Origin of the sequence: Marinobacter salicampi, from assembly GCF_011074795.1 — a bacterium.
GTDB lineage: Bacteria > Pseudomonadota > Gammaproteobacteria > Pseudomonadales > Oleiphilaceae > Marinobacter > Marinobacter salicampi.
This window is the reverse complement of record NZ_JAAMPF010000009.1, coordinates 51,786-68,529: the sequence shown is the minus strand read 5'-3', so window position 1 is coordinate 68,529 and position 16,744 is coordinate 51,786. Positions and strand designations below refer to the sequence as shown.

At 57.9% G+C, this 16,744-nt stretch carries 17 protein-coding genes; 6 read left to right on the top strand and 11 right to left on the bottom strand.

Features of this window, described 5'->3' with window-relative positions:
• Window positions 1-59 precede the first annotated feature (59 nt).
• Complete coding sequence (locus G7W63_RS03965) at window positions 60-989, bottom strand: GGDEF domain-containing protein (RefSeq protein ID WP_166253473.1); 930 nt, start codon at window positions 987-989, stop codon at window positions 60-62.
• A 167-nt stretch (window positions 990-1,156) separates the two neighbouring features.
• Here G7W63_RS03965 and G7W63_RS03960 point away from each other — a divergent pair, with 167 nt between their 5' ends.
• Window positions 1,157-1,939: a translation initiation factor eIF-2B alpha/beta/delta subunit family protein gene (locus G7W63_RS03960; RefSeq protein WP_166253471.1), complete on the top strand. Its 783-nt coding sequence runs from the start codon at window positions 1,157-1,159 to the stop codon at window positions 1,937-1,939.
• Window positions 1,940-1,961: 22 nt separating this feature from the next.
• On the opposite strand, the gene G7W63_RS03955 is transcribed toward G7W63_RS03960, so the two are convergent.
• From G7W63_RS03955 to G7W63_RS03940, 4 genes are all read right to left on the bottom strand, one after another.
• Window positions 1,962-2,402 carry a CAP domain-containing protein gene (locus tag G7W63_RS03955; RefSeq protein ID WP_207308877.1) on the bottom strand — a complete coding sequence of 147 codons (441 nt, stop codon included), beginning with the start codon at window positions 2,400-2,402 and terminating at the stop codon, window positions 1,962-1,964.
• A 74-nt stretch (window positions 2,403-2,476) separates the two neighbouring features.
• Window positions 2,477-2,671 (bottom strand): hypothetical protein, encoded by a 195-nt coding sequence (locus G7W63_RS03950; RefSeq protein WP_166253467.1) that lies wholly within the window; start codon window positions 2,669-2,671, stop codon window positions 2,477-2,479.
• A 124-nt stretch (window positions 2,672-2,795) separates the two neighbouring features.
• Window positions 2,796-3,179: a hypothetical protein gene (locus tag G7W63_RS03945; protein WP_166253465.1), complete on the bottom strand. Its 384-nt coding sequence runs from the start codon at window positions 3,177-3,179 to the stop codon at window positions 2,796-2,798.
• Window positions 3,172-4,524: a GMC oxidoreductase gene (locus G7W63_RS03940; RefSeq protein WP_166253463.1), complete on the bottom strand. Its 1,353-nt coding sequence runs from the start codon at window positions 4,522-4,524 to the stop codon at window positions 3,172-3,174. Before G7W63_RS03940 ends, G7W63_RS03945 begins: the two co-directional genes overlap by 8 nt.
• A 211-nt stretch (window positions 4,525-4,735) precedes the next feature.
• On the opposite strand from G7W63_RS03940, the gene G7W63_RS03935 reads away from it, so the two are divergent.
• From G7W63_RS03935 to G7W63_RS03920, 4 genes are all read left to right on the top strand, one after another.
• Window positions 4,736-4,906, top strand: a complete 171-nt coding sequence (locus tag G7W63_RS03935) for a DUF2304 domain-containing protein (protein WP_166253461.1) — start codon at window positions 4,736-4,738, stop codon at window positions 4,904-4,906.
• A 51-nt stretch (window positions 4,907-4,957) separates the two neighbouring features.
• Window positions 4,958-5,491, top strand: a complete 534-nt coding sequence (locus G7W63_RS03930; protein ID WP_166253459.1) for a CIA30 family protein — start codon at window positions 4,958-4,960, stop codon at window positions 5,489-5,491.
• 327 nt (window positions 5,492-5,818) lie between these two features.
• Entirely contained in the window at window positions 5,819-7,729 is a 1,911-nt protein-coding gene (locus tag G7W63_RS03925) for a 3-oxoacyl-ACP synthase III family protein (protein WP_166253457.1), read from the top strand.
• A 139-nt stretch (window positions 7,730-7,868) separates the two neighbouring features.
• On the top strand, window positions 7,869-8,234 hold the full coding sequence (locus G7W63_RS03920; protein ID WP_166253455.1) for a hypothetical protein: 366 nt from the start codon (window positions 7,869-7,871) through the stop codon (window positions 8,232-8,234).
• A 70-nt stretch (window positions 8,235-8,304) separates the two neighbouring features.
• On the opposite strand, the gene G7W63_RS03915 is transcribed toward G7W63_RS03920, so the two are convergent.
• The 6 genes from G7W63_RS03915 to G7W63_RS03890 all read right to left on the bottom strand — a co-directional run bounded on the left by G7W63_RS03915 (window position 8,305) and on the right by G7W63_RS03890 (window position 15,877).
• Window positions 8,305-9,711: a hydroxysqualene dehydroxylase gene (locus G7W63_RS03915; protein WP_166253453.1), complete on the bottom strand. Its 1,407-nt coding sequence runs from the start codon at window positions 9,709-9,711 to the stop codon at window positions 8,305-8,307.
• 251 nt (window positions 9,712-9,962) lie between these two features.
• The gene (locus G7W63_RS03910) at window positions 9,963-11,267 is read right to left on the bottom strand and encodes a TRAP transporter large permease (RefSeq protein WP_166253451.1); all 1,305 of its coding nucleotides are present in this window, start codon (window positions 11,265-11,267) and stop codon (window positions 9,963-9,965) included.
• The gene (locus G7W63_RS03905; RefSeq protein ID WP_166253449.1) at window positions 11,257-11,751 is read right to left on the bottom strand and encodes a TRAP transporter small permease; all 495 of its coding nucleotides are present in this window, start codon (window positions 11,749-11,751) and stop codon (window positions 11,257-11,259) included. The genes G7W63_RS03910 and G7W63_RS03905 overlap by 11 nt, the downstream gene beginning before the upstream one ends.
• A gap of 59 nt (window positions 11,752-11,810) precedes the next feature.
• Entirely contained in the window at window positions 11,811-12,821 is a 1,011-nt protein-coding gene (locus G7W63_RS03900; RefSeq protein ID WP_166253447.1) for a DctP family TRAP transporter solute-binding subunit, read from the bottom strand.
• Window positions 12,822-13,094: 273 nt separating this feature from the next.
• Window positions 13,095-15,284 carry a catalase/peroxidase HPI gene (katG, locus tag G7W63_RS03895; protein ID WP_423202274.1) on the bottom strand — a complete coding sequence of 730 codons (2,190 nt, stop codon included), beginning with the start codon at window positions 15,282-15,284 and terminating at the stop codon, window positions 13,095-13,097.
• Between the two features lie 431 nt (window positions 15,285-15,715).
• Entirely contained in the window at window positions 15,716-15,877 is a 162-nt protein-coding gene (locus tag G7W63_RS03890) for a hypothetical protein (protein WP_166253443.1), read from the bottom strand.
• 232 nt (window positions 15,878-16,109) lie between these two features.
• Between G7W63_RS03890 and G7W63_RS03885 the strand changes: the two genes are divergently transcribed.
• Window positions 16,110-16,667, top strand: a complete 558-nt coding sequence (locus tag G7W63_RS03885; protein WP_166253441.1) for a porin family protein — start codon at window positions 16,110-16,112, stop codon at window positions 16,665-16,667.
• The last annotated feature ends 77 nt before the right edge of the window (window positions 16,668-16,744 follow it).

Sequence of the window (16,744 nt, the reverse complement as noted above, 5' to 3'; positions counted from 1 at the left end):
GTCTATTGGACACTGCCACGATCGCAAGGCGAGTTTGGCCCTTTGGCTAGCGTATGCTGCTAGCGCTCACCTTTACGCTCCGGCGAAGACAGGTCTGTCCCGCTTTTCCGTACTGTATGCGGTCGGGCAGACTCCCCTAGCACGTTGAATGCGACCGCACCCTTGCCCTGGAGTTTGACCTGGTACATCAGTTCATCGGCAGCTGCGATCGCCTGCTCCGGCGATATCGCCGGATCCAGAAGCGTCACTACACCAATGCTGCAGGTGACCTCGAAGTCATTTGCCCTGAGCGCATCCTGAAGCTCTTGCGTGAGGGTGGAAATAGCCTGCCGGGCCCCTGGGCCATCCGTACTGGGCAGAATCAGGGCAAACTCGTCACCACCGACCCGCGCGGCCGTGTCAGCCTCGCGAACGGAGCCGCCCAGAATCCGGCCAATAGTCCTTAACACCTGGTCTCCGCCGGCGTGACCGTGGATGTCGTTCACAGCTTTGAAGTCGTCCACATCCACGTACGCGAGCGTGAGCGCGCTGCCGGAGCGATGGGCCATGGCAAGATCATGTTTGAGCCTGCTATCAAACTCCCGCCTCACATACAGTCCGGTCAGACTATCGGTTCGGGCAAGACGCTCACGGTCGCGAAGACTAGAGCGGAGTTTGGACAGCAAAACAGCGGTGATGTAAAAGAAGCCTAGCCGTATGAGAGAATTCCAGTACGGAATCGCCGGATGTGAGTACTGAGTACCGTCAGCCAGGTCTGCAAGAAACCAGCTTATACAGCAGAGGACAGCCACCGCAGATCCGGCCAGACGACCAGAGTACCAGGCCGCCAGGGCTATGGGGCCCAGGTAAAGCAAGGATGTGGAGATTTCGTTGCCAGTCAGATAATCCAGGCCCCCGACTACAGGAACCCCAAGTAGAGCGACGGTCAGTCTACCGGCGGGTTTGAGTCGACCGAGGTACTGGTCAAGCGTCCTCAGCGGGCGCATCATCGTCTGATCTCCAACGCGATACACATCGGTGTCCCCACCCGGCGAACTTGGGGCAGGCACCCGCTATGTTGCGCGAACTGATAAATTTCGTCCGCCTATCATACGTCGCCATTGGTTTTTAGCGGATGAACATTCGCTAATCAGCTCTAACGGGAAACAAAAGGCACATGAGAACGTCCGTCAATCGCTATCAAGTGGGGTATTCCATGACGTTTGAGCAGCAGATAGAAGACATCGTGGCTGACAAGGAGAGTGGTTCTTCGCAACTCGTGAAGCGTATACAGGCTGCTTTCCATAGCCTTGAAGATCAACACCCTGACGAGCGACTACTGAATCGCGCTTTTACCCGGCTCAGGCAGGTCGATCAATCGATGGCGGTGGTGCACCACCTGCTCGATACGCTGGAACCCGCCGTAGGTCCAGCCTTCTTCCAGACCCTGAACGACTATGAACGGCATTGGACCGACCTGCCTCGCAGGGTGGCGGCCCAGCTGATTGACGCGCGCAACTGGAGTAACCGCAACATCCTGCTCCACAGCCGCAGCGGCATGCTACTGGATGCCGTCAGACGCGTTGACGGGCATTACGGCGGGCTGAAGGTCTGGCAGACGCGATCAGAGCCCGGCGCCGAGGGCGTGGCTCAGTACCGGGATCTGCAGAAGCTGGATGTCACCGTGCAATTGGTTGAGGACGATGAGGTACCTGAGCTCGCATCCTCAATGGACGCGGCCTGGTTAGGTGTCGATCAGTACAACAGCAAAGCATTCGTCAACAAGCTCGGCAGCAAACGCATCGCCGATGCAATGGATCGTGCCGGCAAAACCACCTTCGTTCTGGGTGATCCCCGCAAGCGGGTTGATAGCCTGATATTTTCCACCGACCTGTTCGAAGCCGTTCCCTTTGGCCCAACTACCTGCCTGTTCAAGGGCGACGATGACCTGCCAGAGTGAGGACTTGACCATGTGGTGCAGGTTAACGCGGCCGGGCAAAAACCTGGGTCCAGAGGGGGGAATATTGTGAGCCCGGGGTCTCGACCCTTGCCGCCCCCATTTCAGTGAATTTGGTACTCATGATATTCGAGCAGTGTCCCGGGCTTGAGAGCCACCCGTCAACAACATCGTCGACCGATTTCTGGCCCCCGGCGATGTTTTCGCCCACGGCCATCCAGCTATAGCCCCGGTTCTTCACCCGCTCGCCGATCTGAACACCATCAGGGCCGATATGACTGAAGAATTCCAGCTTTGCCATGGCCTCAGAATGGGCCCGGGCGGCTTCCTCCAGCTTGCAGTCCCACGACAGCGACTCTGCCGCCCCGAAGTCCTCATCGCCGCATTGCCGGGGCTGGCTGCGGGCTTCATTTACTCGATCCAGCAAAGCCTGGTCGGTCTCGTCAATCTCGCATTCGGCGGCCACAAGAGAACCGGACAATGCAAGAGAAGCAAGCATCGCGACAGTGTATGAGCAAAAGAGCAATCTGTTCCGTTTTTTCAATAGGTCAATCCGTGGCGATCAAAAATTTCCTCTATCTCTCTTCGCTCTTCAGTTGGGATCATTACCCTGATCACCTGCTCGTCGTGATCAATAAAAATATTATCCTGAGGAATGTCCGACCCGATCAGATCGTCCCAAACGTTCTTGGCCTGGTCCTTCGAAGTGAACTTCCCGTTCAGCGCTTTACTCATCAGCATATCCTCCGCTTTCTCAACATTATTCGAGGGTCCTCCTTTGAGAGTAGAAGAGGACGGGATACCTGTAAACCACCAAAACCATTCCCAGGCCTACCTTTTGCCTGTGCGGCCAGCCCGGTTAACTGGCCGGGTATGTGTCGGTGTCAAGGTAGGCCAGCGCATATAGGTCGAGTTCGGTCTGGGTGTAATAAAATCCCTTATAGCGCCTAAGGGGCTCATAACGCGCCATGCTGGCCAACTTATCATGGTTTATGCCGTGCTGTGTTGAGATTACGCCGGTTCGGGCCATCTCTGAGAAGAGCGTATCCACAGACTTTCCCGTCGCGTAATCGTGAAAAAACGGGTCTGCGAGCTCTGCTAGCTGTTTATCCAGAGGCGTTTTGACCGCCGCTGTTCCAGCACGCTCAGAGGAACGCCCGCTGAACACAAGCCCAGCACAACCGCTGATACTGAACCACGTGGCTGCAACGCCAAGACCAACAATCAGGGTGCGCCTATCCATGAGCATTCCCTCCTGAGAGGCTGGCAAGATGCGCGCCCAGGCGCAAGGCCATTGCCACAATGGTGTAGGTGGGGTTGGAGGCGCCGCCGGCCGGGAAAACCGACGACCCGGCCACGTAGAGGTTATCCGTCGTGTGCACGCGACAGTTGCTGTCGACTACGGAATCTGACATCGAGTGCCCCATCCGTGTCGTACCCATCAAATGGCCTCCATCACGTATTTTGAATTCGGGCTGCAGCACAGAAGGCCGTCCCAACCCCGAGCGCAGCAGGGCCTCACCGAACAGTTGCCAGCCTTCCAGGGCAAGATCACGGTAACGGTAGTGGAAATCGACCCGTGGCAACGGCAGCCCAAGGTAATCGCGCTGGTCGCTGCTACTTATGGCATTCCGGAAATCCGGGGCAATCTCGGTCCGAAGGGTGACCGGGGTAAGCAGCATCTCTCGGCGCTTGCCCAACAGCACGGTCGGGGCCATCTGCTCCACATTGAAATCAGCACTGAACGACAGTACCCCGCGCTCGATGCAATAGCTGTCTGCCAGCTGCAAAGCATGCACCACACGCGGGTCTTTCTCCGTGCTAATTGGCAGCCGGTCCCGATCCAGAAACATCTGGGCCACCGCGTAGAGGTGTGGATGTTCCATCAGACCCAGGCCGACAGGCATCTGACCGACCAGGTCAGACAGCAGCAGCACCCGCGGATTGCCCACCCCACCACAGGCAAGTACGAACCGGTCAGCCGACACGACCGTTGGTGGGAGCCGGGGCGCCAAAGAATCCCGCAACTCCAGAGCTGTGACCCTGCGCCCCCGGCTTACCAGTCGTGTCCCGGTGGTGCCGAGTACCAGGTCAACGCGGGGGTCGTGCTGGAAAAAGGCATGGTATTTTTCATTGAATCGGACCGGCGGGCTCAGGTAGAAGGGCTTGTAGACCAGTTCCGATGTGCCTTCGATGGCGTCCGTCGGCTGACGATAGGCCTTCTCTGGGAGCTCAATAATCTCCGCAGCAGCAGGATACCAGCGGTCAACCTCCTCATAAGGAATAGGCCACTCCTGGGCAGTGAAGGCCCGCCTCTCAAGCACCGCACAAAATCCACCCCAGATGGTCGAGGTGCCCCCAAAACAGCGCTGGGTGTGCATGGGAAAGTAATCGGGGGGAAAATCGCCGTTTAAATCAACATTGGCCAGAGTCCGGATGGTTGGGTGAGGCTCCAGCAACCCACTCTCGATAACGGCAATTCTGAGGGCGGGATCCTTGGATAGCTCAAGCGCCGTGGTAATGCCGGCGGGACCACTGCCGAGGATAACAACGTCGTAATGACGCTGCTTGGGTTTATTCAGAATCACAGATACCGCCTTCCCTGCCAGACCGCGCAATAAGGTTGCGCACTTCGTTCAGTATTGACGACACCCGGTGTGAAAAGCACCTAATTTTTTGATTAACCCTACCGGGACCGACTCCTTAGTAATCAGGGCTGTCCGGTTTTGCGGTTTTGGCATTGACGGGCCACCGTGCAAATGTCTGAATAAAAGATATACAACCAGGGAGGGAACGGACGTGAAATGGATCATCCTGATTATTATCGGCGCCGCCGTGGTCTACTGGCTCTATCGGGGCCGCCGCAAAAATCGCATTGAACATCCGGAAGTGAAAACAGTGGAGAAAAAGGATTACTACGTCAAACCGTATGACAGCTCGTCTCCGGATGACGATGGCCCGCGTCATTGAGTTGTTTTCGGCAAAGCAACCGGAATCCTGGATCTGGATGGTTACAAGACTATGAATGAACGGTTGGAGACCCGAGGCCCCGAGGTCCGTGCTGAACGACTGGTCGACGTTTATCGCGCTGGTCAGGATGGACCTTCGCCCTGGACCCTGGTTAGCGATCAGGTTATGGGCGGCGTTTCCAGTGGCACACTGCGACAGGAAGACCGATATGGCTCATCCTGCGCCTGTCTGTCGGGCCGTACCCGGCTCGAGAACAACGGCGGGTTCTTGCAGATGAAGCTCGAGATCGAGCCTGATCACTTGCGAGCCGACTACGGCGGCCTGTTCATCGAATTGTTGGGCGGGGCGCATGACTACAACCTGCACGTAAAGACCGATCAACTGGAAAAGCCCTGGCAATCCTTTCGTTGTACCTTGCAGGCGGAGCCGCGCCGGACCCGTTTCGTTGTACCTTACTCCCAGCTGCAGGCCCACCGTACCGACGCTGAGCTGCAGCCTGCGAACATCAGAAGTGTTGCCGTCGTCGCCATTGGCTCGGCCTTCGACGTTGACGTCTGCGTGCGGCGATTCGGCTTTTTTCTCTGAATCTCAGCGGGCTCTTCAACAGAAATCATTTGATCCCCGGCGTTGCCTTCTTCTAAACCCCGCGTTGCCTTCTCCTGACCCGGCGCTCCCTTCTTCTAGACCCAGCGCTCCCTAACCTCTCACAAGGTGTCCCATTTTTGGGTCCGGATTGGATTAAGCACCCGATGGATAACCCGCAGGGCCACGGGCGGCTATACTGCCTAGACACAAGACTAAAAAACTGGCGAATTATCGGGACAAGGTTTCATTTCCGAGGCCGCAGAGACGCAGGCAGAAGCTGCAGAAATACAGCTTCCTACAAGCTATCGGTACCAGCAAGGAGCTATCATGAAACCGTTCCGACTGAACAGACACGGGAAGCTGGTGTTTCCCTCGAGCATTTTTACCGAACTCGACTTTTCGACCATCAGCGATCTCGACCAGTTGAAGGCGATCATTCGGCGCGACTTCGAAGTGAAAGCGCCGACCGGCACAGAAATCGCCGAGCGCGCGGCAGCTAGAGGCTACGCGACCCGTTACGACCTGTTGCGCGACATCGGCCTGCATCTTTTCTGGGCGAACCGGTACGCGCTGGTAATGTATGACAAGCAGCCGATGCGCTGGCGCGATGTCCCGCGGAACCGCGACGATATCTTCGTGCCTCTGCTGCAGCCCTGGGAGGGGCGGAAAGCCAAGACCGAAAGCGTCCGAGAGGCCTACGCACAGCTACCGGCGAAGTGGAACGCTGCGGCTGAAGACGAGCTGTTCGACAGGCTCTTCGACTGCTTCTCAAACAAGCTCTATCATGCAACGTCACTGCCGCCGATCAAAGCCACGATTGCTGAAGCGCTTGCCACTGCCGATGCCAGCACGACCACCCTCGGCAACTATAATCCCGACCACCCGCGCTTCAGCATCGACGACATCCTCGACGTCACAGACCAGCAGGCCGAACTCGAGGCACTCCGGCGCTGGTCGATGGTGCTGCATAACCAACAGCCCTGGGACCGGAGCCAGGCCAGACTGAAGCCGTTGGCCGAGATGCAGGATGACGATATCGTCGTGCTGTTTTATCCGAAAAACCGCCACGTGCTCGAATTCATCAACCGCGAAAAGAAGGGTACCACCGTCGCGAAGCAGGCCCCGACGCCAGATGCTGCAGTCGAGCCCGTCAGGCCCTATCCGCCGACGGTGATCGGTGACGATGCGCCGATCCAACCGAAGATCGAGGCGCTGGCCATCCGCAAGGGTGAGGTCGTCTGCTCAAACGAGGATGTCGTGCGCAACTCCCCGTCCTCATGGTCGCCGATGAGCGCGAAGGAAATCGCCGACAAAACCGGCATCGAAAGGCGCCGTTATACCGCCGAGCCCCTGGAGAATATCGCCCTCGAGGCCGCGCGGGCAGCGATGAAACATGCCGGTCGCGGGTCCGAGGAAATCGGTGCGGTGCTGTTCTGCTCCTGTACCTCGAGCCGACTGATACCGTCAACGGCCACCTGGCTCTCAGGTCAGTTGGGTATTCTGCAGACCCACTGCTCGGCCGACATTGTTGCAGCCTGCGCCGGGTTCCCCTACGGCGTCGCCGAGGCGGTCCGCTTGCTGCGGGAGATCGAACGCCCAGTCCTGCTGGTCCTGGCGGAGAAGTTTTCGGACAAGATCGGTAATGCCCGGCCGTCGCGGATGATCTTTGGTGACGGAGCCGCCGCTGTGGTGATTGCGCCGTCCGACGGTGAACGTGACATTCATGTGATCCAGACCTATGCCAGCGGGCCCGCCAGCCAGGTGAACTCGATCATCTGGCCGAATCACGATTTCGACAACGACATCACCGTCTATGGCCCCGAGGTCAAGGCGTTGGTCAAGCGCTACCTGAACCAGATGATGGGCGAACTTTCCGGACTCGGCCTTGAGATCGACATCATCGTGCCTCACCAGGCCAACAAGAACATGATCACCGAGATCACCGAAGCCCAGGGGATCGACGGTAAAGACATCTATTTCAACATCTCCGAGGTCGGCAACGCCTCTGCGGCCAGCATTCCGATCGCGCTCGCTGACGCTGTCTTCGACGGAGCGATCAACAAACGCTCGCTGGTTTTTGCCCCAGGCTTCGGCGCCGGAGCCGTAGGAGGCTACGTTATCCTGTCGCTGGACCCGGCGATGGTTGCACCGGAGGTGAGCACCACCCTCGCCATGAGCCCGTCTTCGACGAAGGCGCACTCGTCAATTGAAGATATCAAGGAGGCGTTCAATACATAAATTGTCAATTCAGCGACTTGCTTCTATTGCATTTTAGCGCGCTAGCGCATCAACTGACCCATACCCTGAATGTAGATCCGGGGTTCGGTCACACAGGACATTTTGTCCACCTGACACAACCGAGTCGAAGGAAAATCCTATGAAAAAGCTGCATTCACTCGCGTTTTTTGCATTGGTCACGCCGGCTATAACCTTGGGTTCAGCTGCTTTGTTCGCCGCTGAGGAAGGTAGTGAAAGGGATATAGGAGAGCAGAGCATGGGCCATGATGCTCTACCCAAAAACCAGGACTCGGAGCGCCATCAGGAATCCACTGAGTCGAAATACAATGAACCTGCTCCTAGTGACCACGAAGTGCACGAGGACGGCAGTGAAAGGGATGTAGGAGAGCAGAGCATGGGCCACGACGCTTCGCCCAAACACCAGGATACGGAGCGGCACCAGGAAGCTAAAAAATCCAAATACAATGAACCTGAGTCTACTGACCCGAAAGCGGACGACCAGTAGGGTAGCAATGGCAAGGACTACTTTGGGATCTCTACTGGCCAACGCATTGAGGCGAGCGACCGCTCTCGCGTCAGCCCTGCTTGCCTCCTTTTCGGCCTAGGGCCCAAGCCAGACCCGTAAGCTTTGGTAGTGGCTGCGCCAGAGCACAGGGCCGGCCAATCTTTGCCAGCACTTGCTCGGCAGCCATCCAGCCCGACCTTGCAGCACTTTCCATGGAGCTTGGCAGGCCCGTGTTGATCCAGTCGCCTGCCAGGTATAGTCCCGGTATTGGTGTGGTCGTATCCGGTCTTGCTTTCTCGGTGCCAGGTGCAGGCACAGGTATCCCCATGGGGACCCGGTGGACCCGCGCATGTTGAATTTCCATCTGGGCTGCAGCTGGGAGATATTCGGCAACCTCGGCTTGCGTTCGGCTGACAATCTCTTCGTCGGTAAGTAGATCCGACTTCAAGCTGTACATGCAGTTGCAGGCTATTACGGAAGACTTGCCAGCCAGGGATGGCTTGATATTGGAAAGATCGTAGAAATCGTAGTTCAGATTGTCCGGTGACCAGACCTTGGTCCAGAAAGGCTCCTTCGTCAGTTTACCGGCAAACCAGAGATAGGTGCAGATATAGGGGCTCGGTTTGAATCGGTCGAGGTTCGCAAACGTCTCGTAGCGGAGCGGCCAATCGTCAGGAACCAAGCTGAGCAGACTTTCCAGAGGAGTCGCCACAATGCAGAACCTGGCCCTGAGCTCACGTCCATCCTCGGTCACCAGCGCTGCTACTGACGTATCCAGCAGCACCTGCCCGCCCGACGCCCGTATGCGTCGGGCTGCCTCCGGCGCGAACAGATCCCCCAGACCTTCGCCGGCAAAACCGACCTGATAGTCGTTACGCCCGCCCAGGTACCGGATAAAACGAAGCAATGCCCCTGCCGAGCATAGCTCCAGCGGAGCGTTCATGATGGTCATGGCTGCCGACCGCCAGAACCAGTCCAATGCCCGCTCGCTAACGCCCATTTCCCGCAGGTGTTGCTCCGCATTAATTTCGTCCAGTTCCAGGATCCCCTCCTCGTCCAGGCGCATAAGCTGCCAGAGAACGCGGCGGTTGGAGAAGAGGTCGGCCCACGAAACCTGCGGCACGTTCAGCATGCTGGGCGCGAAATGAAGCGGCGCGGGGAGACTTCGGAGTCGCATAACTACCGGCTCCGGCTTATCTACCAGAATTAAGTGGGGACGTCTTTGCCAGACCACCTGCTTTTCAGTGCCCAGATTTTCCAGTAACTTCAGCATATTGCGGTACTGGGTAACCATGACGTGGGGCCCCAGATCGACCCGCTCGCCGGTGGTGCGGTCCGTCATGCTCTGGGCCCGGCCGCCCAGGCTGTCGCTACCTTCGATCAACGTGACCTTGAAGCCCTGGTCGATCAAGCCGATGGCAGCAGTAAGCCCAGCGACGCCGCCGCCAATGATAAGAACGTCCATGTTCTGCTGCATGGTTGACTATCCTCTGCGAAAATAGATCCCTAACGGTTTTCTCACAAGCTCAGTCAATGCCTTTATCCAGGCCTTTCCAATCATGGTCTCATAGACCATTTCACAATTCTGTAGTTCACGAAGAAAACATCGGGACGCTGCTCTTCTGCTCTGAAAGGCAATCTTCTACTGCTCTTGCAGTTCTGGAAAACGCATGCTTGCTGGATGGCCGATGGCTATATAACTAAGGACATGCAACTGATCGGGCCCTTTTACCAGGGCCCCACTACATACCCCAGCTTCTCAGGTAACCACAGGGCGATGCCCGGAATCAGCATCACCAGCACCAGGCTGACGGCCATGGCAGCGGTGAAGACCAGGGCCCAGCCGATGGTATGTTCCAGGCGGATGTTGGCTATGCGGGTGGTGACCATCAGGTTGACGGCGACCGGCGGCGTGAACTGGCCGATGGCGATGTTCATTGCCAGCAGGATGCCGAACCAGATCGGGTTCCAGCCGAAATGATTCATCAGTGGCAACACAATGGGGATCAGGATCAGGTAGATGGAGATCGCATCAAGCAGCATGCCAGCGATCAGCACCAGCACCATCACCAGCCCCAGTAGCACCCAGCCGTTCTCGGAAAGGGACAGTAGGGCGTCGGCCAGATGCTGGAAGGTGCCGAGTGTGGTACCCGCCCAGGCAAAGATGCCGGCCAGCGCAATGATGAACATGACCACGCCGGAAGTAACCGCCGCTTCCGTCATCAGGCCCCAGAGGTTCCTGAGGGTGAGATTGCGGTAGAGCACGCACCCGACCAGCACCCCATAAGCGACCGCTACCACGGCGGCTTCGGTGGGTGTGAAAAGCCCGGAACGAAGCCCGCCGAGGATGATCACCGGCGCAAACAGCGCTGGCAAAGCGGCCTTGAAACTCGGCCAGAGCGGCGGACGTTCGACCGCTTCCGGATCCTCCCAACGGTACTTTCGGGCGAAGTACAGGGCCGGCGCCAGCAGTGAAATACCCGCGAGAATGCCCGGGAACAGGCCCGCAGCGAACAGCGCCCGCAGATCCACGCCGGGCACCACGATGGAATAGAGAATCAGTGCAATGGACGGCGGAATCAGAATGGCCGTGGACGACGAGGCCGCAATGAGCGACGCTGAAAACGGCATCGGGTAACCGGCTTTGCGCATGCTCGGCAGCATCACCATCGCCACCGCAGCCGCATCGGCCGGGCCGGAACCGCTCATGCCACCCATGATCAGGCACACGATCACGGCCACCACCGTCAGGCCGCCATGGCGGGGGCCGATAATCGCCTGGGCAAAGCGCACCAGGCTGGCTGCAACACCCGCACGCTCGAAGATCAGGCCGGTCAGGATAAACAGGGGTATGGCAATCAGCGGATACTTGGCGACGCTGTTATAGGTATTGGTGCCGAAGGTGCCCAGCATGGAGGGCGGCAGACCCGCTACAATTCCCACCACGCCGCCAAGACCAAGGGCAAGAGCCACCGGCATGCCCAGCAACAACGCCAGCAGGAAACTTCCAATCATCAGCAGGTCAGGACTCATGGATCACCTCCGGCTCTTCCTTGCCTCGCAGACGGTCAATGAGGTTCTGGGTCATGCGAATGATAATGGCGACCGACAGCAGCGGCAGCCAGATCACATACACCCAGTTGGGCAACCCCAGGCCCGGCGACAGTGAATCCCACTGATATTCCTGCCATGCGAAGGTGCTGCCGAACCTGGTCATCATGCCCAGCACCGTTACGCCGCCCAGCCACTGCAACACGAAAACCACTTTCTTCGCTTTGGGCGGCAGGAAGTGTTCGATCAGTTCGATGCGGATATGCTGGTTATGGCGTGCGGCCACCGCCGCTCCCCCAAAGGTGAGGATCACCAGAAAAAACACCGAGAACTCCTCGGTAAAGGCGAAAGACGCATCGGTCGCGTAGCGCACGATCACGTTACCCAGGCTGATCAGGCAGATCGCTATCAGGGCGATGGTGGCCAGCCAGGCGTCGGGCCGGAACTTGGGGGGACGGGACGGCATGGTGACTCCGGTTCAAAGACAGCGCCCACCAGGGATGGCAGGCGCCTGGGCAGGTCCTGTTACTGGTTGCGGTTAGCGACCGCGTCCTGCGCCTGCTTGACCAGATCCTCGCCAATGCGCGGGGTCCATTTTCCGTATACGGACTCGGTGGCCTTTTTGAAGGCCTGCCGCTGTTCGTCCGTCAGCTCGGTGACTTCCACGCCCCGATCCTTGATGGCAGCCAGGGTGTCGTCGATTTCACTGCGGGATTTTTCAATCTCCCATTCACCAGCATCGATCGCCGCCTCCTTCAGCAATTCCTGGTCTTCGGCGCTGAACTGGTCCCAGATGCTGTTGCTGACCGCAAACACCAGCGGGTCCGCCATGTAGTGCCAGAGGGTCAGGTATTCCTGACCGACCTGGTCGATACGGGCCACATCAAATACAGATAAAGGGTTCTCCTGGCCGTCGACGGCACCGGTGGTCAGCGCCGGCTTGGCATCGGCCCAGCTCATCTGGGTGGGGTTGGCGCCCAGGGCGGTGAAGGTATCCTGGAACAGGGGCGAGCCCACAACGCGGATCTTCAGGCCGTCCAGATCGGCCGGTTCTTCAATGGTCCGCTTGGAGTTGGAGAGTTCCCGGAAACCGTTCTCGCCCCATGCCAGCGGCGTTACGCCACGCTTCTTGATGGCTGCGAAGACGGCTTCGCCGGCCTCCCCCTGGGTAATGGCATCGATGGCCGCATAGTCCGGCATCAGGAATGGCAGGGAGAACAGGTTCAACTCCGGCACCTGCGGCGACCAGTTAATGGTGGAGCCCACCGCCATATCGATGAGCCCGGAACGCATGGCTGAGAACTCCTTGGTCTGGTCACCGGAGACCAGCTGGGAGTTGCTGTAGATTTTCATGTTGATACGCCCGTCCGAGCGCTCTTTCACCAGCTCCACCCATTTGTCCGCCGCCTGTCCCCAGGGGAAGGCAGAAGGCAGAACGGTGGATACGGTGTATTCTTCCTTATATTGAGCCTGGGAGGCAGCACTGAACAGGAGCGTGGCGGCCGCAGCAGCCAGGATTGTGCAACGTTTCAACATGTTGTTGTCCTTTTTTATTGGAATAGTGCGGGCACTCGTACGGGCCCTCGGAACCATCAGGCAGTGGGCCGTTAAGCGAGTATAGGAACGGAACCAGGGGTGGGCAATAAACCATTGGTAGGCAATAGATAACAAAATGACGGACGCGAGACTCGGCACCCGGCGTTTCCGCACGGGCCTTCACCTCCTCCACCACAAAAAAACCCGAAGACCGGATGGGCATCCAGCCTTCGGGGCGCTTACTGCAACGACTGGTCCCTGCGGACCTGAGCCCTAGCGGTGCAGGTCGAAGCGGTCGTTCTCCATGACTTTGACCCAGCCCTTGACGAAGCGGTCGATCATTCGCTCCTCGCCACCCTGGGAGGCAAACTCCTCGGCGATGGCGCGCAGTTGGGAGTTGGAACCATAGACGAGATCCACCCGGGAGGCGGTCCACTTCTTGTCGCCGGTTTTGCGATCCCGGCCCTGGAACCGGGTCTCCCCTTCGTCCACCGGTTCCCAGACGGTACCCATGTCGATGAGACTGACGAAGAAGTCATTGGTCAGCTGACCCGGTCGGTTGGTAAGAACCCCTAGGCTCTCGTCACCGATGTTGACGCCCATAACCCGCATGCCGCCGAGCAGCGCGGCCATCTGGGGTACGCTGAGGTTCAGCATGAAGGCGCGGTCAACCATCAACTGCTCGTCCGGGATGGACGTGGTCTGCTCCTGGGTGTAGTTACGGAAGGCATCGTGCTTCGGCTCGAGGAGGTCCTGAGTATCGACCTCGGTCATCTCCTGGCTGGCATCGGTGCGGCCCGGCGTGAACGGCACCGTGATGTCGTGACCTGCGGCCTTTGCCGCCATCTCGACCCCGACATTGCCCGCCAGCACGATCATATCGGCCAGCGAAATGTTCGTTCCGGAGTCGCTCCTGAGCTGCTCCAGGCGGTCGAGCACTTCGGGCACTCCGGCGCGAACGTTGGCGTCCCATCTGATCTGCGGTTCAAGACGGATACGTGCACCGTTGACGCCGCCGCGATGGTCGGTCTGCCGATAAGTGCAGGCCGCGGCCCAGGCAGTGCCAACCAGCTGTTTGACCGCGAGGCCGGAGTCGGCGATCTGCCGCTTGAGCGTGGCGACCTGATCATCGGTGACCAGTGGCCCGTCCTGCTCGGGCACCGGGTCCTGCCAGACAAGCTTCTCACCAGGCACCTGGGGACCAAGGTAGCGGGCGCGAGGTCCCATGTCCCTATGCAAAAGCTTGTACCAGGCACGGGCAAACTCATCGGCGAGTACCTCGGGGTTCTGGTGATACTCCCGGGAGATCTCGAGATAGGCCGGGTCGGTGATCATCGCCATGTCCGCGGCAGTCATCACTGGCGGATTCTTCTTGCCCGGCACGTGGGCGTCAGGTACCCAGTAGCCTTCCTTGACCTCAACCGGTTCCCACTGGTTGGCGCCGGCCGGAGATTTTGTGACCTCCCACTGGTGGGCAAAAATGGTATTGAGGTAGGAGTTGTCCCACTTGGTCGGCGTCGGTGTCCAGGCGCCCTCAAGCCCTGAGGTTACCGTGTACTCGCCGAGGCCGGTCTCGTTCTTGTTGGCCCAGCCTAAGCCCTGCTCGTGGATCTTCGCGCCCTCGGGCGCCTCCCCGACGGCCTCTGCGGGACCGTTGCCGTGCATCTTGCCAAAGGTGTGTCCACCCACGGTCAACGCGACGGTTTCGCGGTCGTTCATACCCATGCGGGCAAAAGTCTCACGCACGTCCTGGGCAGATTTCATGGCGTCCGGAACGCCGTTGGGACCCTCCGGATTCACGTAAATCAGACCCATCTGGACCGCGGCAAGCGGATTGTCGAGGGTGCGACTGCCGTCTTCCCAGGTGCCGGTATAGCGCTCGTCATTGGTGGAGAGCCACTCGGTCTCGGGGCCCCAGTAGATGTCATCCTCAGGTGCCCATATATCCGAACGGCCGAAACCGAAACCGAAGGTGCGGAAGCCCATGGTTTCCAGGGCACGATTGCCCGCAAAAACCATCAGGTCGGCCCAGGAGATCTTCTCGCCATATTTCTTCTTGACCGGCCATAGCAGACGGCGGGCTTTGTCGAGGTTGCCGTTGTCCGGCCAGCTGTTCAGCGGCGCGAAACGCTGGGCACCGGTGCCGCCGCCACCACGGCCGTCGTTGGCACGGTAGGTGCCCGCCGCGTGCCACGACATCCGGATGAAAAACGGCCCGTAATGGCCCCAATCGGCAGGCCACCAGTCCTGGGAGTCGGTCATCAATGCATCCACATCGGCGGACAGCTCATCAACGTCCAGCTGCGAGAACGCATCGGCATAGCTGAAGTCCGGCCCAAACGGGCTGGCGTCCGGGTGTTTCTGGTGCAGAATATTGAGTGTGAGCTGGTCAGGCCACCAATGCTCGTTGCCCTGCAGACTTGATGTGGTGCGTGCACCCCACTCCGGGCGCTTGGGTTTGATATCAGACACATTATTCTCCTTGCAAAAAGGGTGGCCTGGAAAGCGTTTTAGCCGACTACTCTGGATTGCTTCAGACTTTGCGAACACCTTCGAGCCTTGAACAGAAGGCCTTATCAATTCTTAAAAGCCCTCAAAACAGTCAACCGTTCAGGGCGAAGCCGTCAACCATACCGGCCACGTGGTTTCGTCCCGTGGGTTATCAATACCCTCCTTGGCGCTGATTGGCCAATAAAGTTGTACCTATAGGCGGCATAGGTTTAGCAAATTGCGGAGCTTGGTTCTGCGTTACATGTTCATGAAATGGACTGCAGCTCGTTGATGAGGCTGCCAGAGAGGTTTCTGTGTAGCGGTATCGGAGAGTGTTGCGGGAACAACTGGGACAGAACTGGTTTTTCGATAGACCAGAAAATCGGCCTGCCCCGTTTTTCGCTCTAGTTACTTTTCAGGTCAATCTGCTTGGAACCTGCAGACGCGAACTGGCCACTTTTACCTTTGCCTACATATTCAACAGATCCACCAGCTTTTAAAAAAGCAGCAGTCTGCTCCTCAATCGTGGCCGTGGTTAAGGTTGCTTTTACGGGTTTCTTGCTCATCACGTTCCCCAAGTTAGGTGCTGGCTAATTTTTCAGTTTCAGTTCTCTACAGTAACTGAAACAAAAAAAAATTGTCGGGATTAGGACCAGGGTAAGAATTAACTGTCAGAGCTATCTGCAGCCAGCTCGTTAGCTATTCGCTTTCGTTAAAAATGAAATAAAGTTAACATTCCCCGCCTCAAACGAACGCTATCAAGTGTTCGGGAGACAGATCTATTTCCTTGGAGACAATATGAACAGAGTATTATCAGGCATTTCTGCTCTAGCGATCATGGCGGCGGTGAGCCCTGCCCAGGCGAAGCAACCGATTGAACAAGGCTATGTTGGCATCAACTATGTCTTCGTGACCTACGAAGAAGATGGCTTTTCCAACGAATTCGATCTGGGGGCGCTAGCAGGAAAGGCTGGTGCTCAGCTGACTCCCTATTTCGCAGCAGAACTGCGTGCTGGTTTCGGCGTTGCTGATGAGTCGTTCAGTAGTGGTGGTGTCAGTGCGGAACTTGAACTGGACTACCTGTTCGGGGGCTACGCAGTTGCGGGCATTCCGAACGACAGCCCGATCTACCCCTATGCCGTTATCGGTTTTACCAAAGGCGAGCTGACTGCCTCTGTTAGCGGACCAGGGGGTTCTGCCTCTGTTTCTGAATCAGAATCGGATCTGTCTTATGGCTTTGGCGCCAACCTGGCTTTGAACGATCAGTTTCTAGTCAATGCGGAGTATATGAGTTACCTGGACAAAGACAGTTATGAAATTTCAGGCGTCTCGGTAGGTGTGATCATAAAGTTCTAATGCCAACAAACGCTGCCCGGATAACAGCAAAACATTAGTTCGGGCAGCTTTTCGGGCGAGAATAAGGTAGGAGTTTA